The 20,570-nt window shown below is 61.8% G+C and carries 29 protein-coding genes and 1 pseudogene; 26 read left to right on the top strand and 4 right to left on the bottom strand.

The annotated features are described in order from the left end of the window. Positions 1-75 precede the first annotated feature (75 nt). The 12 genes from HH1059_RS02010 to HH1059_RS01955 all read left to right on the top strand — a co-directional run bounded on the left by HH1059_RS02010 (position 76) and on the right by HH1059_RS01955 (position 10,710). Positions 76-1,185 carry a glycosyltransferase gene (locus HH1059_RS02010; protein WP_096407690.1) on the top strand — a complete coding sequence of 370 codons (1,110 nt, stop codon included), beginning with the start codon at positions 76-78 and terminating at the stop codon, positions 1,183-1,185. Then, positions 1,182-2,456 carry a TolB family protein gene (locus HH1059_RS02005; protein WP_162549301.1) on the top strand — a complete coding sequence of 425 codons (1,275 nt, stop codon included), beginning with the start codon at positions 1,182-1,184 and terminating at the stop codon, positions 2,454-2,456. The genes HH1059_RS02010 and HH1059_RS02005 overlap by 4 nt, the downstream gene beginning before the upstream one ends. Positions 2,457-2,642: 186 nt before the next feature. Next, positions 2,643-3,452, top strand: a complete 810-nt coding sequence (locus HH1059_RS02000) for a glycosyltransferase (protein WP_096407685.1) — start codon at positions 2,643-2,645, stop codon at positions 3,450-3,452. Between the two features lie 17 nt (positions 3,453-3,469). Then, a complete protein-coding gene (locus tag HH1059_RS01995) occupies positions 3,470-4,468 on the top strand; it encodes an NAD-dependent epimerase/dehydratase family protein (RefSeq protein WP_096407682.1) in 999 nt (332 codons plus the stop codon). Positions 4,469-4,535: 67 nt separating this feature from the next. Continuing rightward, a complete protein-coding gene (locus HH1059_RS01990) occupies positions 4,536-6,026 on the top strand; it encodes a nucleotide sugar dehydrogenase (protein WP_096407680.1) in 1,491 nt (496 codons plus the stop codon). 318 nt (positions 6,027-6,344) lie between these two features. After that, on the top strand, positions 6,345-6,479 hold the full coding sequence (locus tag HH1059_RS13895) for a hypothetical protein (protein WP_275951847.1): 135 nt from the start codon (positions 6,345-6,347) through the stop codon (positions 6,477-6,479). Next, positions 6,476-7,852, top strand: a complete 1,377-nt coding sequence (locus tag HH1059_RS01980) for an ImmA/IrrE family metallo-endopeptidase (protein WP_162549300.1) — start codon at positions 6,476-6,478, stop codon at positions 7,850-7,852. Before HH1059_RS13895 ends, HH1059_RS01980 begins: the two co-directional genes overlap by 4 nt. A gap of 94 nt (positions 7,853-7,946) precedes the next feature. Beyond that, positions 7,947-8,165 carry a hypothetical protein gene (locus tag HH1059_RS13065; protein WP_162549299.1) on the top strand — a complete coding sequence of 73 codons (219 nt, stop codon included), beginning with the start codon at positions 7,947-7,949 and terminating at the stop codon, positions 8,163-8,165. A 178-nt stretch (positions 8,166-8,343) separates the two neighbouring features. Next, on the top strand, positions 8,344-8,511 hold the full coding sequence (locus HH1059_RS01970; RefSeq protein WP_162549298.1) for a hypothetical protein: 168 nt from the start codon (positions 8,344-8,346) through the stop codon (positions 8,509-8,511). 8 nt (positions 8,512-8,519) lie between these two features. Further along, positions 8,520-8,966, top strand: a complete 447-nt coding sequence (locus tag HH1059_RS01965) for a hypothetical protein (RefSeq protein ID WP_162549297.1) — start codon at positions 8,520-8,522, stop codon at positions 8,964-8,966. Positions 8,967-8,996: 30 nt separating this feature from the next. After that, on the top strand, positions 8,997-10,028 hold the full coding sequence (locus HH1059_RS01960) for an NAD-dependent epimerase/dehydratase family protein (protein WP_096407667.1): 1,032 nt from the start codon (positions 8,997-8,999) through the stop codon (positions 10,026-10,028). A 16-nt stretch (positions 10,029-10,044) separates the two neighbouring features. Further along, positions 10,045-10,710, top strand: coding sequence for a sugar transferase (locus HH1059_RS01955; protein ID WP_096407664.1), 666 nt, complete (start codon positions 10,045-10,047; stop codon positions 10,708-10,710). A 27-nt stretch (positions 10,711-10,737) separates the two neighbouring features. Here the strand turns inward: HH1059_RS01955 and HH1059_RS01950 are convergent, their stop codons facing one another. From HH1059_RS01950 to HH1059_RS01935, 3 genes are all read right to left on the bottom strand, one after another. Beyond that, positions 10,738-11,001 (bottom strand): hypothetical protein, encoded by a 264-nt coding sequence (locus HH1059_RS01950; protein ID WP_096407662.1) that lies wholly within the window; start codon positions 10,999-11,001, stop codon positions 10,738-10,740. Between the two features lie 671 nt (positions 11,002-11,672). Further along, positions 11,673-12,452 (bottom strand): hypothetical protein, encoded by a 780-nt coding sequence (locus tag HH1059_RS01940; protein ID WP_096407657.1) that lies wholly within the window; start codon positions 12,450-12,452, stop codon positions 11,673-11,675. A 4-nt stretch (positions 12,453-12,456) separates the two neighbouring features. Beyond that, positions 12,457-12,921 (bottom strand): hypothetical protein, encoded by a 465-nt coding sequence (locus HH1059_RS01935; protein ID WP_096407654.1) that lies wholly within the window; start codon positions 12,919-12,921, stop codon positions 12,457-12,459. A 237-nt stretch (positions 12,922-13,158) separates the two neighbouring features. Here HH1059_RS01935 and HH1059_RS13720 point away from each other — a divergent pair. From HH1059_RS13720 to HH1059_RS01925, 3 genes and pseudogenes are all read left to right on the top strand, one after another. Then, positions 13,159-13,260 (top strand): annotated as a pseudogene (locus HH1059_RS13720) (capsular biosynthesis protein CpsI); the annotation flags it as partial. A gap of 69 nt (positions 13,261-13,329) precedes the next feature. After that, on the top strand, positions 13,330-13,581 hold the full coding sequence (locus tag HH1059_RS13715) for a type II toxin-antitoxin system Phd/YefM family antitoxin (RefSeq protein ID WP_201173926.1): 252 nt from the start codon (positions 13,330-13,332) through the stop codon (positions 13,579-13,581). Beyond that, positions 13,578-13,976 carry a type II toxin-antitoxin system VapC family toxin gene (locus tag HH1059_RS01925; RefSeq protein ID WP_096407649.1) on the top strand — a complete coding sequence of 133 codons (399 nt, stop codon included), beginning with the start codon at positions 13,578-13,580 and terminating at the stop codon, positions 13,974-13,976. The genes HH1059_RS13715 and HH1059_RS01925 overlap by 4 nt, the downstream gene beginning before the upstream one ends. Here the strand turns inward: HH1059_RS01925 and HH1059_RS01920 are convergent. Next, complete coding sequence (locus HH1059_RS01920) at positions 13,949-14,158, bottom strand: hypothetical protein (RefSeq protein WP_096407647.1); 210 nt, start codon at positions 14,156-14,158, stop codon at positions 13,949-13,951. The genes HH1059_RS01925 and HH1059_RS01920 overlap by 28 nt on opposite strands. Positions 14,159-14,550: 392 nt before the next feature. On the opposite strand from HH1059_RS01920, the gene HH1059_RS01915 reads away from it, so the two are divergent. The 11 genes from HH1059_RS01915 (at position 14,551) to HH1059_RS01865 (ending at position 20,539) form a co-directional block, all read left to right on the top strand. Beyond that, positions 14,551-15,711 (top strand): ATP-binding protein, encoded by a 1,161-nt coding sequence (locus HH1059_RS01915; protein ID WP_096410292.1) that lies wholly within the window; start codon positions 14,551-14,553, stop codon positions 15,709-15,711. Positions 15,712-15,751: 40 nt separating this feature from the next. Then, positions 15,752-16,018, top strand: a complete 267-nt coding sequence (locus tag HH1059_RS01910) for a type II toxin-antitoxin system Phd/YefM family antitoxin (protein WP_096407644.1) — start codon at positions 15,752-15,754, stop codon at positions 16,016-16,018. Beyond that, on the top strand, positions 16,002-16,388 hold the full coding sequence (locus tag HH1059_RS01905) for a type II toxin-antitoxin system VapC family toxin (RefSeq protein WP_096407642.1): 387 nt from the start codon (positions 16,002-16,004) through the stop codon (positions 16,386-16,388). Before HH1059_RS01910 ends, HH1059_RS01905 begins: the two co-directional genes overlap by 17 nt. A gap of 40 nt (positions 16,389-16,428) precedes the next feature. Next, complete coding sequence (locus HH1059_RS01900) at positions 16,429-16,656, top strand: PEP-utilizing enzyme (RefSeq protein WP_096407639.1); 228 nt, start codon at positions 16,429-16,431, stop codon at positions 16,654-16,656. Beyond that, positions 16,653-17,294 carry a gamma-glutamyl-gamma-aminobutyrate hydrolase family protein gene (locus HH1059_RS01895; protein ID WP_096407601.1) on the top strand — a complete coding sequence of 214 codons (642 nt, stop codon included), beginning with the start codon at positions 16,653-16,655 and terminating at the stop codon, positions 17,292-17,294. Before HH1059_RS01900 ends, HH1059_RS01895 begins: the two co-directional genes overlap by 4 nt. Next, entirely contained in the window at positions 17,291-18,040 is a 750-nt protein-coding gene (locus tag HH1059_RS01890) for a phosphocholine cytidylyltransferase family protein (protein ID WP_109962850.1), read from the top strand. Before HH1059_RS01895 ends, HH1059_RS01890 begins: the two co-directional genes overlap by 4 nt. 3 nt (positions 18,041-18,043) lie before the next feature. After that, complete coding sequence (locus tag HH1059_RS01885; protein WP_109962849.1) at positions 18,044-18,241, top strand: hypothetical protein; 198 nt, start codon at positions 18,044-18,046, stop codon at positions 18,239-18,241. A 625-nt stretch (positions 18,242-18,866) separates the two neighbouring features. Then, on the top strand, positions 18,867-19,082 hold the full coding sequence (locus tag HH1059_RS14040; protein WP_096407637.1) for a helix-turn-helix domain-containing protein: 216 nt from the start codon (positions 18,867-18,869) through the stop codon (positions 19,080-19,082). 94 nt (positions 19,083-19,176) lie between these two features. Then, a complete protein-coding gene (locus tag HH1059_RS14035; RefSeq protein WP_109962848.1) occupies positions 19,177-19,488 on the top strand; it encodes a DUF4258 domain-containing protein in 312 nt (103 codons plus the stop codon). A 15-nt stretch (positions 19,489-19,503) separates the two neighbouring features. Beyond that, on the top strand, positions 19,504-20,049 hold the full coding sequence (locus HH1059_RS01870; RefSeq protein ID WP_096407634.1) for a type II TA system antitoxin MqsA family protein: 546 nt from the start codon (positions 19,504-19,506) through the stop codon (positions 20,047-20,049). Then, positions 20,039-20,539, top strand: a complete 501-nt coding sequence (locus tag HH1059_RS01865; protein WP_096407632.1) for a hypothetical protein — start codon at positions 20,039-20,041, stop codon at positions 20,537-20,539. The genes HH1059_RS01870 and HH1059_RS01865 overlap by 11 nt, the downstream gene beginning before the upstream one ends. Positions 20,540-20,570 lie beyond the last annotated feature (31 nt).

Genomic DNA, 20,570 nt, shown 5'->3' with positions numbered 1-20,570 from the left:
GAAGGAGATCTTCGGAGGACTAAACCATACCAATTTGAACCACTCCCGATCATTAGAAGCTGACCCCTCGATTCCATGATAAAAGTGTCATACATTGTATCAAGCTTGCCACCATCTGGACCGACCAAACAGCTGCTCCACTTGTTAACCAACCTTGACCGTGGGCGCTTCAAAGCTCATCTGGTTATTTTATCACCTGAACGCACCACTCGGTCCATGCGCTCCCAGATTCCTTCTGATGTAAAAGTGCATGCGCTTAATCTAGGCCGGCTATCAGCCATCGGCCATGGCCCAAGCAGGCTTTATCGGATTCTCAACGACATCAATCCCCAGGTCGTCCATACGAACGGCGTGCGCCCTGATAGCTGGGTCTCGAGCCTGACTGGGCAGTGGTGCCACCTTGCCACTCTGCGCAATGATCCGGTCCAAGACTACCCTTCCCGCTTCGGGGCACTCCCCGGCCGAGCGCTTGCCTGGTGGCACCTGCGTGCCATACGACGCGTTCACGAGCCGGTAACATGCTCTTCAGAGCTAGCCCGTTTATACGCTCGACAGTACGGCATGGCAGCGCAGGCCATTCGCAACGGCGTCGACACCGACTACTACCGGCCTGCCGAAGACGTACCGAACGAGCGACCCGGTTTTGTTTGGGTTGGATCACTCATCCCTCGCAAAGAACCGAACCTAATGCTGGACGCTTTCCAGCAGGCGTTCCCCCGCGAGGATTTCGGGCCAACATGTCCCCATATCTCCATGCTCGGGGATGGGCCGCTCATCAACCAGCTTGCCTCCGAGGCCGATCACTCCGGCGTTTGTTTGACTGGTGCCGTCGACGACCCTCTTCCTTACTACCAAACCGCTTCTTGGTTCGTGAGCACGTCGCGCAGTGAGGGCCTGCCAAATGCTGTTCTAGAATCTCTGGCATGCGGCGTCCCGGCACTACTCAGCGACATACCGGCTCATCGAGAGATCGCAGAGTACGCTGGAGAGGCGGTACGCCTGGTGCCAGAGCAAGGTACAGACGCTTGGGCTGAAGCCCTCCAGACTGCCGCATCGGATCCTCATCTCCCCGAACGACGTCACGCTGCTCGGCAGGCTGCAGAGCAGCACTTTTCTGCTAGGGCGACAGCACAGCAGTACATGGCTCTCTACGAAGATTTGGTCCAGCAAGAGCCCAACTCATGACGCAGTTCAACGTCTTAGAACGTCGCATCGCGCGGCTCCTTACGAGCGCTCCACGAGCTAAGGCTGCCGCTAAGGCGGCCTGGCAAAGGTGGTCGTATATGCTGAACCGGCCCAATTTCCACCGCTCGTGCCCATACCCCATCCAGTCCCTGGGACGTCCCGATTCAGCCTCTTTCTTCGGTTATTACGATCACAGTCCGGCGTCACCGGATAGCCGGCGTCTGCTCTGGCACGAGACCAACGCGGATACTGCCCGCCCCCCTTGGTGCGCCTCCGCCATCGACATCGTACTCGCGGATCACGAAGGCAACCCACTTAGCCGCTGGCCCACGCGCGCCTTCAATTGGCAGCAAGGGGCCCGGCTCCAGTGGGTCGATGCGCAAACCTTCTTTTACAACGACTTCGACACCTCCGCGCATTGCTACGTCACGCGGCTGCGCAATAACGACGGGCGCTGGCTGCGTGATTTAAGCAAACCCGTCTACGACGCCTCGGCCCAATCCGGACTTGCGGTTTCCATCAACTTCGAGAGGCTCGCGCAACTGCGCCCTGACTACGGTTACTTCGCTCGCTCGAACCATGCCCAGATCCCGATGCCCTCAGACCAGGAGGACGGACTATGGGTCGTGCCTCTTGACGGCACCGCCCCCTACCTTGCCGTCTCGCTGTCGTTGCTTGCAGAGGAGTTCGGATACCAGGGGGATCAGCACAAGGTCAACCATCCCATGCTGGACCCCTTGGGCCAGCACTGTGTTTTTCTCTATCGGGTTTTCGAGCACGGGCGGCGGCACGACAGTCTCTGGCTGCTAGACCTTGCGACCGGCTCCCTTACCCTCCTCGTAGACACTGGCATGGTGAGCCATCTTGTCTGGTACGACGCTGACTGGCTTATCGGCTACATGCGGGCCCGAGATGGGACAGACGGCTACTACTGGCTCGACCGATCCGGCCATCTACAACCGCTTACGGAGCGCAAACTGGACGACCTCGGTGACGGCCATCCCTCTGTGAACAGTCGCCGGGTGATCACCGACTCGTATCCCGATAAGGCGCGCCTACAGCACCTGCGACTACTCGATTTGGATACCGGAAGCGTTGAGCACTTGGGCGCTTTTTTCCACGGCTTCCAGTACGCTGGTCCACAACGCTGTGATCTCCACCCTCGCTTTTCACCCGACGGCCAAGCGGTTTTTATTGATAACGTATGCGAAGGTTCTCGCCGCTTATACAAAATTGACCTTGCCGCTTCTGCCACGCAGAACCATTACTAAATACAACGAGGCGTTGCATGCCAATCACCCCGAGCCACACTTGTATTTACCCCAATATTCTCATGTCTGTGTCATCTTAAGGCGCAAGAGTCAAAAGACAACGACACACCGTTAAATCGCTGCTTTCCGATTCCTATTTTTCTTAATCTAGAACACCGGTAGCGACAAATTACAAATAGGCTTTTAATGGAACTTTCGGTACTAATCGCGGTCTGCGACAAAGACAAGCCGGATCAGCTTTCCCGTGCTTTAGAAAGTATTTGGCACGAGCAGACCCATAAACCCGACCAAATCGTGGTGGTTGCTGATGGACCACTCGGGCACGAACTTGATTTCACGCTGGGATCTTGGGTCGAGGCATGCCAAGGCCACCTTGAGGTTGTAAGACTTGAACAAAACCAAGGCCTCGGCGCTGCGCTAAACGAAGGCTTAGCGTACTGCCGGAACAGCTTGGTCGCACGCATGGACGCTGACGATATATCATTACCTGAACGTTTTGAAAAGCAAGTCTCGTTTATGACTGAGAACAGTCACATCTCTCTAAGCAGCGGACTTGTTGAAGAGTTTGAAAACGAAGAAGACACGTCAGAGACGACAAGAAAACTTCCAACAGCGCACGCCGACATAAAGCGTTTCGCAAAAAAAAGGAACCCAATAAGCCACCCTGCCGCAATATTCCGTCTCCAGCATATCAAGGAGATCGGCGGATACCCCAACTTTCGAAAATTACAAGACTGGGCGCTCGTTAGCCTGCTTCTGCAAAACGGCTATAAGCTAGCTAACCTTGACGAACCGCTTGTCCGCATGCGCGCGGGGTCGGGTCTCCAGGACCGAAGAGGTATGGACTACCTAGCCCACGAGATCAAGCTTTTCCGCTACCAAAGGTCGATCGGTTTTCTGACGTGGCGCGATTTTATTTTCGTCTCTGCGACGCGGCTGGCCTTACGTACAACGCCCCCTCCTGCCAGAAAGTTACTCTACAAACACGCTCGATAGAAAAACGGTAGTACGGCATGGAACCCATAAGAAAAGTAGCACTCACCGGCTGCGACGGCTACATAGGGCGGGAACTCGCACGCGAGCTCACTAAGCGGGGTCTCCTTTTAACTGGGATCGACCGAGGGCATAACGAGTCTCGCCACAAGAGCGAATCAACAGTTCTTACTGATCTATCAAAACCCGATGAAATCGACAAAATAACCGATGCGCTTACGGAAACAGAGGTCCTTTTCCACCTCGCAGCCGCCCGAACTGACTGGGGCCTCGACTATAACGGGTATCATCGGGACAACGTCCAAGCCACCAAAAACCTTATCGAGGCCGCCAAAAGAGCCGGAGTGACCAAGTGGGTCAACTTCAGTACAGTGGGGGTCTTCGGTCCAAGCCATTCCGGGATCGATGAGGACGCGCCCTTTAACGCGGACACGGACTACGGCATCACCAAAGCGATGGCTGAACAGGAGTTGCATGAGGCAGCAGAGCAGGAGGGGTGGACGGTTCGCACAATTCGCCCATCAGCAGTCTTCTCTGAGCATCAGCCTCCAAACACGAACCTCTACCGCTTGATCGAGGCTATCCGTCGCCACCGGTTCGTAATGATCGGCAACGGCTCTGAGATCAAGACCACCTCCTACCTGCACAACACCGTGGACGCAGCGCTGTGGCTGTACGACGACCTCAAGCACGGTGGCATCAAGGCCTACAACTACATTGACGAACCGCGCTTGACCACGCGCGAGATGATCGATTTCATTCGGTCCGAGTTGGGCATGCGTACCCCGCTGCCACGGCTCCCGCTTGGCCTTATCGAACCTCCCGCCCGCGCACTCGACTGGATCGCGGACCGTATCGGCCGCGACCTTCCGATCACTGCAGCGCGCATCCGCAAGTTCTGCACGGCCACGAACTTCGACAGTAGCCGCATCCGTGAGGCCGGGTTCCAGCCCAGGTTCTCTAGCTATGACGCGTTATCACGTACGGTGGCCTGGCATCTGGAACAAGCCCGTCGTTGAGCGAAGCCGATGCCATTGATGCGCCAGTACGACCTATCTGCTCACCGCAACGCAGCGATCCGTGCCCATGACAATTTCCGTTAGCCCCATCACGGGCAAGCAGTACACGATCCCGACGGAGCCGGACGACCAAGCGGGGATCGACGCCTTCCTCTCCGGGAACCGCTCGAAGCCAGTGGTCGCCGTCCAAGGCCTGGGCTTCGTCGGCGCCGTCATGTCCCTGGTGTGCGCCAACGCCCTCGGGCGCGACTACGCCGTGCTGGGCCTCGATTTGCCGACCCCCGAGGCCTACTGGCGGATCCAGTCGCTGAACGAGGGGATCTTCCCGCTGACGGCGGAAGACCCGAAGATCGAAGAGTTCTTCAACCGGGCTCAAGAGCAAGGGAATTTCTACGCCACCTACGATCCCTACGCCTACGCGGTGGCGGACGTCATCATCGTCGATATCAACCTCGACGTGGCCAAGGACACCGAGGCTTGGGGGCAGCTCAGTGACTACGACGTTGACCTGACCGGCTTCCGCAAGGCCATGCGCGCCATCGGCGAGCAATGCAAGGAGGATGTCCTGGTGCTCGTCGAGACCACGGTGCCGCCGGGGACCTGTCAGAAGGTGGTACGCCCCATCCTGGAGGAGGAGCTCGCCCGGCGCGGCCTGCGCACGGACCGCTTCAAGCTCGGCCACTCCTACGAGCGGGTGATGCCCGGCCCCAACTACGTCGATTCCATCCGCACCTTCCCGCGGGTCTACGCCGGCATTGACGAGAAGAGCGCCGACGCCACCGAGGCGTTCCTCAAGACCATTATTGACACCGACCAGTGCCCGCTCACACGGCTGGGGAGCACCAACGCCACGGAGATGGCTAAGGTCCTGGAGAACGCCTACCGGGCCATGAACATCGCGTTCGTCGTCGAGTGGTCGCGCTTCGCCGAGGAGGCCGGGGTCGATCTCTACGGGGTGGTCAACGCTATCCGCGAGCGCCCGACCCACGCCAACCTGATGTACCCGGGCATCGGCGTCGGCGGGTACTGCCTGACCAAGGATCCACTGCTGGCGAGCTGGTCCCGCCGCGAGCTCTTCGGCGCCGACGAGGGCCTGCACCATAGCGAGCGCGCCGTGGCCGTCAACGACCGCATGCCGGTCTACGCCTACGAGTTCTTGCGCGAGCAGCACGGCTCGCTCAACGGCGCTCGCGTGCTGCTGCTCGGCGTCTCCTACCGCGGCGAGGTCGGTGACACGCGCTTCAGCCCCGTGGACCTCTTCTACGACTGCCTGCAGGCCGACGGCGCCGAGCTGACCCTCCACGACCCGTACGTGCCGTACTGGCCGGAGAAGGAGCGCGAGGTGCATCAGGATCTCCAGGCCGCGCTGGGTGAGCAGCCGCAAGTCGTGGCGATCTCCACCGGCCATCAGCTCTACAAGCGGCCCGAGACCATCGACGCCCTGATGGCCTTGGAGGACCTGTTCATCTACGACACCATCGGCGTGCTCTCGGTGGAGCAGATCGTGCGGCTGCGCGAGCGGCATACCGTGAAGGTGTTGGGGAGAGGGGATTTGTAAGGCGCAAACGCCATGAAACGGCCCCAACAACGAACCAAGCGGAAAAGCAAAGCGGCGTTGTTGCCGCCGGAACAGTGGTCGCGCAAGGATGGCGACGCGTTGGCCGACCGCGTGCGCTACGTCGGGAGTCCATACCACAAGCGGTCTCCCGGCGATTACGGAATGGCAGCCCCGCCGCGCCCGCGGGAAGACAAAACGCAGTGTGACGGTTGGCCAGTGCATACGCAGAACCAGGCCCTTGAGTTGCTGAAAGCGGCCCTCTCGTCCGGTATGGTGAGTAATTAGTTCCACGGTGGTTGGCCGAAAACGGTCTGGGCAGTGGACGCGAGCGGAAACGTCTACGAAGCGCAGTTGAGCAATCAGGTGCTCGGTGAATACCACGGTTACCCGATGCAGCAGCACGACCCCTTTGTGCAGGCCGTTCGGGCGGAATGGAGGCGGCGGAACCAATGACCCTGAACATCTCCCCGGACTGGCTGCCTGAACGAGGTGAGGGGGCGCCACGCGGGGCGTGCCACCCGGCAGACCGGGTGACCCTGGCAAGGGTCTCTTTGCAAGTGAACACCCTGGACCTGATCCGCGCCGAAGATCGGGAGACCGATCAGGTGCGCACGTACGCCATCCTGCCCGCAAACAGCCTCGCGGAGTGGTTCGCCTGGAATTGGTGGCGCCTTGCGTACGAGCCACCCCGCCAGGGGCATTTCAGGACGCTCCAGTGGCGTCAGGCCCATCAGATGACCGGTATCGGCGGCGGGTGGATGTGGCCCCCCATTACCATCTACTCCGACGGCGAGCGGGTTGTGATCCGCGCACGGCCAACACCTGCGAGACAGCCCGGCCCGCTCACCTACATTGCGGACCAGGCAGCCGTGATGCCCACCTTCGACTACCAGGAAGGCATCGACCGGTTCGTCTCATACGTGCTGAGTCAATTGGAAGACCGCGACAGCCGGAAAACGGACCTGCACACGCTCTGGGAAGAGCTTGCGGCCGAGCGACTGGACCCCGAGGTCGCACGCTTTCGCCAGACTGAGGCACGGCTTGGCTACGACCCCGATGAAGCCGACCCCGATCGGGTCACCCAGCTTCTGAGCGAAGCAGAAACCCTCGGTGAACAAGCGATCAACGAAATCGCAGGCCATAGCTCTCCGCACCCCATCACGGGGGCCGCGCTTCAAGAGCTGGCCGCTCGGGACGGCTTCCATGGCCGCACTGCAGACCGCGTCCGGCTCGACCACCGACCGCCGGTTCAAAGAGGTGCCGCCATCCCGGCCTGGCGAGTGGGTGTTGAGACTGCCCGTGCGCTGCGGAATCAGGAGCGGTTGGGCGACGGCCCACTGTCGAACCGGAAGCTCGCTGAACTCTGCGGCGTCGCCCCGGATGCGCCTGCAACGTCGACAACCAGCAGCGCGCATTCCGGGGATGCCGGTCTCGCCTTCGACATTGCCGAAGACGCCGGCCTTCGAAGGCTTGTCCTTCGTTCAAGATGGCAAACCGGGAGACGCTTCGAAATGGCCCGCTTGCTCGGGGATTCGCTGATGAGTGATTACCGCGAGCGCCTGCTCCCGGCCACTCGTACCTATACGTATCGGCAGAAAATGCAGCGGGCGTTTGCAGCGGAGCTTTTGGCGCCTGCCGAGACGCTCATCAACGCTTTCGCTGACGGGGTAACCGAAGATGCCATCGAGGAGGCTGCCAACGACTTCCAGGTCTCCTCCTGGGTGGTAACCCGTGCGCTGATCAACCAGGGTGTGCTGAGTCGCGAGTTCCTGGAGGAGTGGGATGCGGAGTCAGTGCCTGATCAGACGACGCAAGGCTTCCCCTGATAGAGACATTTTTTACGACTGCCTTCAGGCCGACGGAGCCCGGCTGACCCTCCACGACCCCTACGTGCCGTACTGGCCGGAGAAGGAGCGGGAAGTGCACCAGGACCTTCAGGCTGCGCTGGCCGAGCACCCGCAGGTCGTGGCCATCTCCACCGGCCATCAGCTCTACAAGCGGCCCGAGACCATCGACGCCCTGATGGCCTTGGAGGGCCTGTTCATCTACGACACCATCGGCGTGCTCTCGGCGGAGCAGATCGTGCGGCTGCGCGAGCGCCATACCGTGAAGGTGCTCGGACGGGGGGATCTTTTATGAGCCACGGATGGACACGGATCAACACTGATTTTCACTGTGTGCATCCGTGCCCTACAATCTCTGGCGGGAGGTGCTTGTGGTCCAGAGGAAAACCTTGTTAGCGTCGTGGTAGTTTCGATATGGGTTTTTTAAAAATTTATAGGTGGCCATGATGGGGCACAGAAAAGAAGATGTCCTTTTGGATCGAATCAAGGAGTTCTATGTGATTCGGGGCGACGGCGTCGCCCGGCTTCGCTTGCAAGAGGCAGCTAAAGATCCGGATTTTCAGGAGGCGATAAAAAAAATCGCGGGCATAGACCTCCATCGAGCAAATGACCGTCATACAAAAGAAAAACCGGCCAAATAGGTAGACCGGTGACAGGAGGAGTTGCGGCATTAGTGGTGGCAATTGCGGCATCGGGCTATGTTCTGGCCAGCAAGTGTATACTCAACAAGTATCGCGTTGCCAGGCAAAATGGGCATAGGCTTTATTTGTCGTCTTTGACCTATGGGGTTTATGCCCTAGTGCCTGCCTTGGTCTTGGTCGGCGCGTGGTCACTTTTTCTAGGGGTCGAACATAACCTTTATGTATCCGCAGTGCTGACGTTTGCTAGAGATCGGGATGATCAAACGTTCTGTTTGAATCACAGGTATAACACGCTGATTGACGGCCTTATCAAAAAAGATGAATCAGTTATAAGCCAAAGTCTAAATTATATGATCGCGATCCCCGCTGAAAGAATAATAACCGTTCATGTTTTTAATGAAGATCTTTATCAAGAGATCGCGGGGCACCCTACAGAGGCTATCGGTGATACGTGAGCCTCCCAATACCCCGAAGCGGAGAAAAAAGTGACTCAGGTACTCATCCTCGGCGGCGGCGGTTTTATCGGTATCAACATCGCCCGCCGCCTGCTCGACGACGGCGGCTACACGATCACGCTGGCCGACAAAGGCTACCGCGGTCGGCTTGAGGAGTACTTCGATGCCGACGAGCGGGCCGAGCTCACGGTCATCGAGGACGACTTCACCGACCCGCGCGCTTACGACAAGCTCGCCCGCCACTACGATCACGTCTACATGATGGCGGCGATCGTGGGCGTGAACCGAACACTGGAGCACCCGGAAGAGGTGATCCGGGTGAACACGGCCCTCACCCACTACACCCTGGAGTGGCTCCAGCGCGCCGAGGTGGGGCGCGTGGTCTTCGCCTCAAGCAGCGAGAACTACGCCGCCACCACGGATCTGTTCGATGCCCCCATCCCGACGCCGGAGACGGTGCCGCTGACCATCGGCGACATGAAACACCCGCGTTGGACGTACGCGGTGACCAAGATGCTCGGCGAGTCGGCGTTCCTCCACACTGGACCGGCGGCGGGATTCGAGGCCACGGTGGTGCGCTACCAGAACGCCTTCGGCCCCTGCATGGGCTTTCGTCACGTCATCCCGCACCTCGTCCAGCGCTTCTGGGACCATCCGACCGACGAGCCCTTCCGGATCTACGGCGCCGACCAGACCCGGGCCTTCTGCTACATCACCGACTCGGTGGACGGCACCGTCCGCGCCATGGAGACACCGGCCGCCGCAGGCGAGATCTACCACGTCGGCAACGATGAGGAGATCAGCCTGGAGACCCTGACCCGCACCGTGGGCGAGCTGATGGGCTACACCGGGGAGTACGAGCACGCCCCCACCTACCCCGGCTCCGTAGGCCGCCGCTGCCCGGATCTGACCAAGTGCCGGGAGGAGCTTGGCTACGAGCCACAGGTACCCTGGCGCGAGGGCGTTGAGCGCACGGTGCAGTGGTACCGGGACTTCTTCGCCGCGGGCCGGCAACCGGATGACATCGGCTTCGAGCCGCCGGAGCGGTTCAGCCAGCGATAGACGAACAGGAGGTTTCGTGCAGCGCTTCTTCGACGTCCTCTTCTCGGGGCTGGCCATCGTGGTGCTCGCCCCGTTGATGCTGCCGATCATGCTCATCCTCCGCCTGACCGGCGAGGGGGAGATCTTCTACCGGCAGACCCGGGTGGGCCGGGGCGGAGAGCACTTCGCCCTGCTCAAGTTCGCCACCATGCTCAAGGACAGCCCCAACATCGGCCCCGGCGAGATCACGCTCAAGGAGGATCCGCGGATCCTGCCCTTCGGCAAGTTCCTGCGCAAGACGAAGCTCAACGAGCTGCCGCAGCTGATCAACATCCTCAAGGGCGACCTAAGCGTCGTCGGCCCGCGCCCTCAGGTGCCCAATACCTTCGCGCAGTACCCGGAGGCGGCGAAGCAGGACATCGGCCGCGTTCGGCCGGGGCTAAGCGGGATCGGCTCCATCGTCTTTCGCGACGAGGAGCGCTACCTGGACAACCAGGAGGATCCCCACACCTTCTATCGGGAGACGATTATCCCCTACAAGGCGGATCTGGAGCGATGGTACGTCCGCAACCAATCCCTGCGCGTCTACTTCGAGGTGATCCTGCTGACGGTGTGGGTAATCCTGTTCCCCAGCAGCCGCATGCCGTGGCGGGTGTGGAAGGATCTGCCCGAGCCGCCGGAGGCGCTGCGCAGCGCATCCTGAGGTGCCCTTTTGGGGGCCACCGTCCGGCTACCGCGGTGGAGCATCCTGCAACCAAGCCCACAACCACACCACCCCGCTCACCAGCCCCTCCCAGGGCGTGCGGGGGTCCCCGTCCACGGTGACGCGATAGCGGACATTGGGGACTCGGCTTGCGACCTCGCGTTCGCGGAGCCCGAGGAGCAGCATCAGATCGAGCATCAGGCGATAGACCCCGGTGGGATCGCGCGGGGCCAGCCACGCATGCAACGCTTCCCAGGTCGGCATATTGATCGCGGCTGCGCGCCCGCGCATCCAGCGGGGTCATCGAACGTTCGCCACGCCAGTAGTGCACCACCAAGTCGCTGTGATGCCGCCGCGCCAGGTCCCGCCAGTGTTTTGTGATCCCCTGCTGCGACACCTTTTTCGGAAGACCGAGCCACACCCACGCGGCGTGTAACCAGGCCTGTGGCTGCCCGCGCGGCGGGTCGAGTGTCTGAATCCGGTCCAGACCGAGCGCCAGGGTGAGGCCACCGAGTAGGACGCAATAGCTGTCGAACTCGATGCGCCCGCCCTCGCGATCGGCGACCCACTCGGATTCTCGCGCTTGAACCAGGTGCTGTGGCCGCTCTTGTCAGCGATCAGCGCCAGCGGATGAAAGTCGCTTCGCCCGTAGCGGCGTGGAGCCGGATGCACGACGCCGCGGGCCGCGGTGCTCAGCGCCGCCTGCAGCCAAACGTACAGCGCCGCGTCCCGTAGCAAACGCTTGCCGACCAGGTTGGCATCTTCGCTCGAACCACGAGGGCGCCCCAGGGTGCGCGCATCCCGCCGGAGCGCTCTCTGGAGCCCCGTCGCAAACGCCCGGACCTCGTCCATCCCCGGGGCGTGCTCGGAACCGATGGCGGCCTGGCCCGCGCCCGGCTGGATCAGCGGCAAAGCGCCCTGCCCCGCATCCTGCCAGCCAATCCACGCCATCCACGCCTCGGTCAGATCATGAAACGCCTGGGCGAGGCCAGACCGGCACGCGACCGCGGCCCCGAGTGACCCATGCGGGTCCTTGGCGGGTAAGCGAGGAAGCATCCCAGACTCTTCAAACGCTCTTCGAGCGCCTGCGGCACGCCCCCATCCTCGGCGATTCGCAACAGCTCATGGCCGACATCCTCCGAGCTGCCGCCGTGGGCAGCTTGCCGTAACGCGTCTACGACCTCTTGGTTCTTGGCGAGCTCCGGGGCGGCCGAGTATCGCCACTCCTTCACCACCTGATAGCGCCGCTGCCCTTTGACGGACCCTCGGAAGACCCGAAACCGCCACCAGACGTGCGCCAGCGCAAGGTAATCCGGATCCCAGATATGCGCCGGGTTCTCCAGAAGCGCGGCGTAGACCGGCGCGCTCCGGTAAATCCCGTGAGCCCGCGGACTCTCGCAAGCCGGATCCGGCGGCTCGCGGCGCTGCGCCGCTTGCAGCAGTTTGAGCGACGTGCGAGCCGCCTGGAGCCACGCCTGCGCGGTTGCTCGCTCCACGGCCTCGGGTACCGTTACCTCGATGGCACCGACGAGACGTTCGAGCCGGTCAACAACGCCCTCGCCCCACAGTCCGCGGCCGTCCTCGGGCAGCGGAAGCTGCCGGGCGAACGTCTCCCAGCTGCGCTGATCCGACGGCGTCGCGTCGGTACCGGGGATCGCCGCGAGCACCGGGGACAGAGCATCGCCCACTGCCCCCATCGGATCAGCTTCAGGATGCGGCTCATCCACGTAATCCGGATTCATCGCGCTATTCCTTACGAATTTTGCTCTTCGCGAGGGCACCCGGCGCGAACCCAAAACCGCGCTCAATCGCCCGAATTCCATGTGGCTCCTGTTTACTACGCAGATGCTCCGCCAGGCTGTGCGCCGGGTACCGGGGCGCCGCAGCCGCTTGCAGTTCCGACGAGGTCTCGTAAATCGTTTCCATGGCGGTCTTCGTGATCCCACCCACGACCAGGCAACACAGGGCTTCATCGCTGAATCCAGCCTTGCGCAGCGCCGCGATTTTTACCCAGTCGCTTTCCTGTAAAACGTAATAGCGATTTCTGTATCGAGCGACCGGGATCGGAACACGCGCAAGCATTCCGATGTTCTTCGGAACCCACTCACGCTTATCGATCGGGCACAAACGCCGATTCAGCTCGACAGGGCAATAGATTTTCTGGATCGAAACTTCCTGGACATCATGAATTTCAAGGCGCACAGTTTTCATATCAGCAACTCCTCAATGTCGGATGACGAGAGTTGCCTGCACGGTATCGCTCCCCCGGTGGCGGGACTGCGGCCAATCACCCTTTTTTTGGGCTGATTGGTGACATGTCCGGGCGAGCAGATGCTCGACACACCCCGAACAAGCGGTTCCAAGTACCCGGACTTCGTGGACACCTACGCTGAGCTCGATGAGCAAGCGGGATACCATCGCCTTCCGCAAACGGATAGACGGATTAGGCGGCTCTACAACATCGGCGCCGACGAGCCGGTGCCGCTGATGCGCTTCGTCGAGGTCCTCGAGCGCGAGCTCGGCATCGAGGCCGAGAAGCGCTACCTGCCCCGACATCAACTTGACAAGTTGTCATTCTCGCAGCAATTTTATAGAGGATCCCACTGTGAGGTCGTCGCCATGCGCACCGTCCAAGTCGGGGAGATGAAGGCCCACCTCTCGGAGATCCTCGAGCGGATCCGCACCGAGGGCGAAGAGTTCGTGCTGGAATTCGGCCGCGGACACGAGAAGGTGGCCGTCCTCGTGCCCTACGAGAAATATCGCCAGCAGCAAAGCACCGCCCTCAAGCCGGGGCTGTTGCAGGAGCGGGCCTCCTTCGCGTTCCACGAGGACAGTGCCTTGAGCGATGAGGACATGATTGGCGGGCCATGAGGTGCCTCGCGGATACCCACATCCTGCTCTGGTTCCTCATGGCGCCGAATCGCATCCCGCCTCGCATCATGGCTGCCATCGAAGAAGCCGAGGCCGTGTACGTCTCAGGCGTGACCTTTTGGGAGATCTCGCTGAAGTTCTCCCTTGGGAAGCTCACGCTCGAGGGCGTGACACCGGACGAGTTGCCGGACTACGCCGAGCGGGCGGGCCTACGCATCCGCGAGGCGTCGACAGGGTTGTTCGCCACCTTCCATCGCCTCCCCCAGATCGGCCACCGCGACCCATTCGACCGGCTGCTCATCCACTGCGCCATCCAAGAGCACCTCACCCTGCTCTCCGCCGACAGCGCCTTTGCCGACTACCGGCCCTACGGGCTGAAGCTCATCGACGACTGACCACCAACGTCGCGGATGAGCTCCGGGAGCGCCACGACGATTCGGCACTCGCGCACCCACAAACCGAGGAGCAGCATCAGATCGAGCATCAGGCGATAGACCCCAGTGGGATCGCGCGGGGTCAGCCACGCATGCAACGCTTCTGCGACACGCCGGCCGCCACCGCCGATAGTGCCCGCCACCTTTGCATCTGGACCACGGTGAGATTCGCGCCGAGGTGCTGGATCTGGATCCGCGGCTCACGGCTCTTGTGCAGAGCCACCCGGCATTGCTCTGGAAGGCCCACAACGCGCGTGGGAATGTGTCCTGACGCCGTAACCGGACACAGGGGGCGGTGTCGTCTGCCGGTCACCCGGGCGGTGGGCCGCCTCTTGGCGCGCCGTGTGGGGCTTATTGGAGAACGTGCGAGCGAAGCGCCGCGCAGCCCGCAAGTGCGTAGCATTTGACCACCGACAGGGATGTGCTGCATCCGACCGCCGAGCAGGCTCTGCACGGTGGACTCGGAACCGCGCGCCTAACCGCGTTGCACGCGCCATGGCTTGTGCTAACTGTAAGTGCCGCTTACAATCAGCACATGATTCCGAGGCACGCCCAGGCCACGCTCGAGCAGCTGGCTGCCAGCTTCCCGGTGGTCGCCGTCACCGGGCCCCGCCAATCCGGCAAGAGCACCCTCGTCCGGGCGCTCTTTGCGGACCACCCCTACACCTCCCTGGAGGACCCGGACCAGCGGGAGTTCGCCACCGACGACCCGCGTGGCTTCCTCGCCCAATTTCCGGGAGGGGCTGTTCTGGACGAGGTCCAGCGCTGTCCGGCGCTACTCTCCTACCTGCAGGGACGCGTCGACCAGAGCGGTCGGCTCGGCGAGTGGATTCTGACCGGCTCACAACAATTCGGGATGGTCTCGGCCGTGACCCAGAGCCTCGCCGGACGAGTCGGCATGCTGGCGCTTCTGCCGTTCGCGCGCGACGAGCTCCAGGCTGCGCAGCAGCTACCGGAGCAGCTCAACGAGGCGCTTTGGCGGGGCGGCTACCCGCCGATCTACGACCGCCCCGTGGAGCCCACCCTCTGGTACGGCTCCTACGTCCAGACCTACCTTGAGCGCGACGTCCGTCAGCTACTCGGCGTCCGCGACCTGACCCTGTTCCAGCGCTTCCTGCGCTTGACGGCGGGACGGACCGGGCAGCTGCTCAACCAATCCGCGCTCGCCGAGGAGACCGGCGTCAGCCACAACACGATCCGGGAGTGGCTCTCCGTGCTCGAGGCCAGCTACATCATCCATCGGCTGCCGCCGCACCACAACAACTTCAACAAGCGCCTGGTCAAGACGCCGAAACTCTATATGCTCGATACCGGCTTGGCGTCCTGGCTGCTCGGCATCGAGTCTGCGCAGCAGATCGACACCCACCCGCTACGCGGCGCACTATTCGAGACTTGGGTGGTCGCCGAGCACCTGAAGGCGCGCTGGAACGCCGGACGTCCCTCCAATCTCTACTTTTGGCGCGATCGGGCCGGGCGCGAGGTCGATCTGGTGATCGAGCGCGGCGGCCGCCTGCAGCCGGTGGAGATCAAGGCCGGAGCGACGGTGACCCGCGATGCCCTCCGCGGTCTGGAGCGCTGGTGCGAGCTCGCCGGCGACGAGGCCGCCGGAGCGCGGCTGATCTACGCCGGCAGCGAGGCGCGTGAGCAGCGGGGGATCCGCATCCAGCCGTGGCGCTCGGCGATGCTCGTAGTCTAGCCTAATTGCCTAAGTTCAACGTAAACACCAGCGGGGCTCCATGACAGAGACCGTCAACATCCATGAGGCCAAGACCCACCTCTCCCGCCTCCTCGATAAGGTCAGCCAGGGGGAGTCGGTCATCATCGCTCGATCGGGCCAACCGATCGCGCGCCTATCCCGTTTTGAGTCACCGCAGCCTGGAACCAGTCAGCGCGTCGGCTTCCTGAAGGGGCAGATCGAGGTGCCTGACGCCTTCGTCCGGCTCGGTGGGCAAGCGATCCTCGACGCCTTCCAGGGAGAGGATCCGAATGCATCTGCTCCTTGATACCCACATCCTGCTCTGGGCAGCAGCGGACTCCCCGCGCCTACCTCAGCAAGCGCGAGACCTCCTCCTCGATCCGGACTATCAGCTCGCCTACAGCGTTGCGAGCCTGTGGGAGATCACCATCAAGCGCGGTCTCGACCGTAGTGACTTCCGGGTGGAGCCTTCCGTGCTCCGGCGCGAGCTCTTGGAACACGGCTACGAGGAGTTAGCGATCCGTGGCGCCCATGCCCTCGCCGTAGGCAGCCTTCCAGACCTCCATAAGGATCCCTTTGACCGCATGCTGATCGCGCAGGCTGATGTCGAGGGCTACACGCTGCTGACCAGCGATCATCAGCTCTCGCAGTATCCGGGGCCTATCCGTACCGTCTAGATAGAGCCAGGCCTCGACGAGTTCGACCCCAACCGGACGCATCGCCCTGATTCCGCAAGCTGACCCGGGCTACGACTGGCTCTTCGGCCAGGGAATTGCCGGTCTGATCACGCTCTTCGGCGGCGCCAACTCCCACATGGCCATCCGCGCCGCGGAGTTTGGTCTGCCGGCGGCCATCGGCGTCGGTGAGCAGCGCTACCGCGAGGTCGCTCAGGCCCGAGTGCTGGAGCTCGATCCCCCGCGACAGATTCTGCGGGTGATCCGGTGAAGCGCATTGCCGTCAGCCAGCGCCGCGATGCCATCTCCGGGCGCGATGAGACCCGCGATGCCTTGGACGTGCGTCTTAGCGGGCTGCTCTGGACCCTGGGCTTTCTGCCTATTCCCTTATGCAGCGCGGTAACCGCGGCACAAGGTGATGCCGCGCAAGACGCTCGCGCAGCTGCTGACTATCTCGATGCCCTCGCCCCCGATGGTATCGTACTTAGTGGCGGCAATGACATCGGTCAGGCCCCAGAGCGCGACAACCTTGAGCGCGCCGCGCTGGCCTACGCCCGGCTGCACCGGGTGCCGGTGCTCGGCATCTGTCGCGGCATGCAGATGATCCAGGTCCACCAGGGCGGGGATCTAGCCCCACTGACCGGCCATGTAGCCGTGGAGCATGCGGTCACCGGCGAGTGGCTTAACCATGGCCGACGCACCGTCAATAGCTACCACGATTACGGAGTGCCGGGAGACGCCCTCGGCGATGACTTGGAGGCGCTGGCCTGGGCCGAGGACGGCAGCGTTGAGGCCCTGCGCCACTGTGATCTGCCCTGGCTGGGGATCATGTGGCACCCGGAGCGCGACACACCCACTGCCGAGGCCGACCGAAAACTCATCACCACTCATCTGGGAGCAAACCCATGAGAGCGATCATCTTGGCCGCCGGGCAAGGCACCCGGCTGCGCCCGCTCACCGACGATCGGCCGAAGTGCATGGTCGAGCTTGAGGGCAAGCCTCTGCTTGAGCACCAACTCGAAGTCCTGCGCGGCGCTGGTATCGAAGATATCCACGTCGTCGGCGGCTACCGGGCCGATTGGCTGCAGCGCCCGGATATCACGCTGCACATCAACGAGCGCTTCGATCAAACCAACATGGTCGCCACCCTCTTCGCCGCCGAGTCGATCATGGATGGCGGCGAAGATCTGATCATTGCCTACGGCGATATTGTTTACGAGCCGCCAGTGCTCAACGCCCTGCTCGAGTGCGACGCCCCGGTCTGCCTGACCGTCGATCGCGCCTGGCGCCGTTACTGGGAGGCGCGTATGGACGACCCGCTGGCTGATGCCGAGACCCTCAAGCTCACCGACGGCAATCGGGTCACCGAGCTGGGCAAGAAGCCGACGAGTTACGAGGATATCCAGGGTCAGTATATGGGGCTTCTCAAGGTCCGTGCCGACCTCGTCCCCCAACTCCCCGCCGTCTGGCGCGCCATGGACCGCGATGCCACCTACGACGGCAAGGACTACGACAACATGTACATGACCAGCTTCCTGCAGCATCTGATCGATAGCGGCTGGGAGGCGCGGGCGGCGTTTGTTGAGAATGGGTGGGCTGAGGTCGATTCGGAAGCGGACTTGGCTGCAGCGAAAGATTTTTGGGCACCTTCGTAGGTATTGCACCAAACCGACCCCCTCGCCTTCGCCAAGCTCGCCACAATGCTCAAGGACAGCCCCAACATCGGCCCCGGCGAGCCCTTTGCCTGTGTGGTTCTAGCCCAGCTGGCCGCGAAGAACGAGCACGATCCGCACCAGCGCAAAGAAGTTAAGCTGGGGCTGACCCGCAAGGCTGGCTGCCCGATTCCTGCTAACTAACGTTGTAAGAGCTTTCCAAGGGCCCAAGCATGTAATAGGTCTTGGCGGCTTGGTGTGCCCCTTTGAGAAGGCCCCCTTGCTGCACTCGCTCCGCCGCCAAAGCGCACGAGTTGGGGCTCTAGGGATGGCAGCATCCTTGCTCACACATCCCCGGCGCGCTCATCCCGTTACAGCATCCGTGCCTTGACTAGCGTAATCCCTCACGCCTCCCTGTCTCGACATACCCTACCCCGCCTGACAATCCTTTGCCATAACCCCTAAGATAGGCCGCACAGATCCATGTGCTTAGACTACTACCTAGGGCATCCGAGCGCTTCCTGCGCGGCGCGGTAGGGCGGCTTCCATTCCCCGAATGCAGGAACGATACTACTCCCATAACATGGCCATGTATATGGGAAAAGTTCCCTATTTATATGGGATTTTTCTGAAATTTAGCAGCCAACGGTTATCAAGACCGCAACTGGAGGGTATGGAGACCCGGCGGCGGCACGCAGACGCCCCCACCGGGGGTCTCGATGACGATCCGATCGCCCGCGGCGAGCGCCCGGAGGGTGAGCGGCGCTTGGCGCGCATCGCCATCATTCCGGTGCTTCCTGTTGTTCGATGTACTGTGTACACTTATTGAATGGTCCAGCGCAAAGTCACATATCGGCTTTACCCCACGCAAGCCCAGCTCGCAGAGTTGGAGCACCAACGCTGGGCTCACTGTCTGTTATGGAACGAGGCGCTAGCCGAGCACCGCAGTGCGAGGAAGCGGCGGAGAAGGCCTCGGGCAAGACGCGTACGACACCATTGGTGTGCTCTCGACGGAGCAGATCGTGCAGTTACGGGAGCGGCATAAGGTGAAGGTGTTGGGAAAGGGGGGATTTGTGACGGTCGGCCACGCCGCTACTTCGTTGACCAAGCTTGACGACTTAGCACTTTGCTAACAAACTATGCTTGATCAGCTACGGATGGCACCAACGGACTTGGCACTCGCGACCCGCGTCATCAACACCATGGCGGGGTCGGAGGAAACAAGTGTCCTGTTTTCGCGGCACGCGCGGGATCGTCAGCGAGAGCGTGGAGTCCATGACGCGTGGGTGCTCGACGTCCTTTGCCGAGGAGCAGTAACTCGTGCCGACGAGCCGCAGGCCCCGCATCAGCACCACACGTACCGGATGCGATTGGACGATGCTTATGACCGGGTTGACGTCGCGGTAACGATTTTGAAGGAACGCCGGTTACTGATCGTAACGGTCATCTAATCGCAGGAGGAGGCCATGAGTGCTCTGAATTGCCCAGTCTGTAATTCGGCTGAGGTCGAAATCAGCCGCGTTGAGCGGGATAACGGTCTGGGATTGGAGTCAATCCGCCTTGTGAACGTACCGTTTCTGGAGTGCCGTCGCTGCGGCGAGGGATTCGAGGAATTCCCCGCTTATCGTCGCCTGATCCGGCAAGCCGTTGAGCTGCTCTGCCAGTTGGATGCCCGGCTTAACGGTCAGGAGATTGCGTTCGTTCGCCATGCGCTGAACCGCTCGCAACAAGAGCTGGCGGGGCTACTCGGGGTCCATACAGTCACCCTCAGCCGGTGGGAAATCGGGCACAGCGAAGTTCCGGCCCCCGCGGATCGCCTCCTGCGGGCGTTGGCTTTCGAGCATTTCGGGCGGAAGAGACCGGCCGAGCTCTCTACAGCCCCCCAGCACCGGCGCCGTCAGAGACCGATCACCCTGGATGTCGAGCAACTCCATGGCGAGACCTACACCTACGAGACCCCCCACACGTTTGGTGGAACTAACCACGCATGGGTCATGAGCAATGACGGCTGACGCAACGCAGACGAGTTCTGAAGCTTGCGGCCTGGCCGAGGCGCTGGAACTCGAGAGCATCTCGCTCACAAGCCTCCACATGGACACGCCTGAACAGCCAGAGACGCAATCGGGCAAGCTCAGATTCCGGTTCGATATCGGCCACGATCACGAAGCCCTCGCTGGCGAGGTTGGAGGCACCACCCTGGCCTCCGCGAAGATCACTGTGCAGGGCTTCCCGGATGACGCCCCGGAACCCTCACCGGACGCCAGTCGGGTTGAAGACGGTCTGCTAATCCACCTTAGCGCACGGTATTCACTTGTTTATCGTGTTATCGTCCCTGGGCAGTGGAGCGAAGCCGAACAAGAGCACTTCAACGAACGATGTGTGGCCTATCACGCCTGGCCCTATTTCCGCGAGCTTGTCCAGAACGTCACGAGTCGCTCCCCCATCCGAGGTGTAACACTCCCCCTGTTTGTCCCGAGCAAGCTCAACCGCGGCGCAGAGTAACCCGAGGCTGAGCATTCGGCTAGTACCAACC

This window comes from Halorhodospira halochloris (assembly GCF_002356555.2).
Taxonomy (GTDB): Bacteria; Pseudomonadota; Gammaproteobacteria; order Nitrococcales; family Halorhodospiraceae; genus Halorhodospira; species Halorhodospira halochloris.
The sequence above is the reverse complement of the archived record's forward strand: the minus strand, read 5'-3'. Positions and strand labels throughout refer to the sequence as shown.

Excerpts from the sequence above, each read along its gene's own strand:
- HH1059_RS02010 (WP_096407690.1), top strand. The coding sequence starts at position 76 with ATGATAAAAGTGTCATACATTGTATCAAGCTTGCCACCATCTGGACCG.
- HH1059_RS02005 (WP_162549301.1), top strand. The coding sequence starts at position 1,182 with ATGACGCAGTTCAACGTCTTAGAACGTCGCATCGCGCGGCTCCTTACG.
- HH1059_RS02000 (WP_096407685.1), top strand. The coding sequence starts at position 2,643 with ATGGAACTTTCGGTACTAATCGCGGTCTGCGACAAAGACAAGCCGGAT.
- HH1059_RS01995 (WP_096407682.1), top strand. The coding sequence starts at position 3,470 with ATGGAACCCATAAGAAAAGTAGCACTCACCGGCTGCGACGGCTACATA.
- HH1059_RS01990 (WP_096407680.1), top strand. The coding sequence starts at position 4,536 with ATGACAATTTCCGTTAGCCCCATCACGGGCAAGCAGTACACGATCCCG.
- HH1059_RS01980 (WP_162549300.1), top strand. The coding sequence starts at position 6,476 with ATGACCCTGAACATCTCCCCGGACTGGCTGCCTGAACGAGGTGAGGGG.
- HH1059_RS01950 (WP_096407662.1), bottom strand. The coding sequence starts at position 11,001 with ATGCGCGGGCGCGCAGCCGCGATCAATATGCCGACCTGGGAAGCGTTG.
- HH1059_RS01940 (WP_096407657.1), bottom strand. The coding sequence starts at position 12,452 with ATGAATCCGGATTACGTGGATGAGCCGCATCCTGAAGCTGATCCGATG.
- HH1059_RS01935 (WP_096407654.1), bottom strand. The coding sequence starts at position 12,921 with ATGAAAACTGTGCGCCTTGAAATTCATGATGTCCAGGAAGTTTCGATC.
- HH1059_RS13715 (WP_201173926.1), top strand. The coding sequence starts at position 13,330 with ATGCGCACCGTCCAAGTCGGGGAGATGAAGGCCCACCTCTCGGAGATC.
- HH1059_RS01925 (WP_096407649.1), top strand. The coding sequence starts at position 13,578 with ATGAGGTGCCTCGCGGATACCCACATCCTGCTCTGGTTCCTCATGGCG.
- HH1059_RS01915 (WP_096410292.1), top strand. The coding sequence starts at position 14,551 with ATGATTCCGAGGCACGCCCAGGCCACGCTCGAGCAGCTGGCTGCCAGC.
- HH1059_RS01910 (WP_096407644.1), top strand. The coding sequence starts at position 15,752 with ATGACAGAGACCGTCAACATCCATGAGGCCAAGACCCACCTCTCCCGC.
- HH1059_RS01905 (WP_096407642.1), top strand. The coding sequence starts at position 16,002 with ATGCATCTGCTCCTTGATACCCACATCCTGCTCTGGGCAGCAGCGGAC.
- HH1059_RS01890 (WP_109962850.1), top strand. The coding sequence starts at position 17,291 with ATGAGAGCGATCATCTTGGCCGCCGGGCAAGGCACCCGGCTGCGCCCG.
- HH1059_RS14040 (WP_096407637.1), top strand. The coding sequence starts at position 18,867 with ATGGTCCAGCGCAAAGTCACATATCGGCTTTACCCCACGCAAGCCCAG.
- HH1059_RS14035 (WP_109962848.1), top strand. The coding sequence starts at position 19,177 with ATGCTTGATCAGCTACGGATGGCACCAACGGACTTGGCACTCGCGACC.
- HH1059_RS01870 (WP_096407634.1), top strand. The coding sequence starts at position 19,504 with ATGAGTGCTCTGAATTGCCCAGTCTGTAATTCGGCTGAGGTCGAAATC.
- HH1059_RS01865 (WP_096407632.1), top strand. The coding sequence starts at position 20,039 with ATGACGGCTGACGCAACGCAGACGAGTTCTGAAGCTTGCGGCCTGGCC.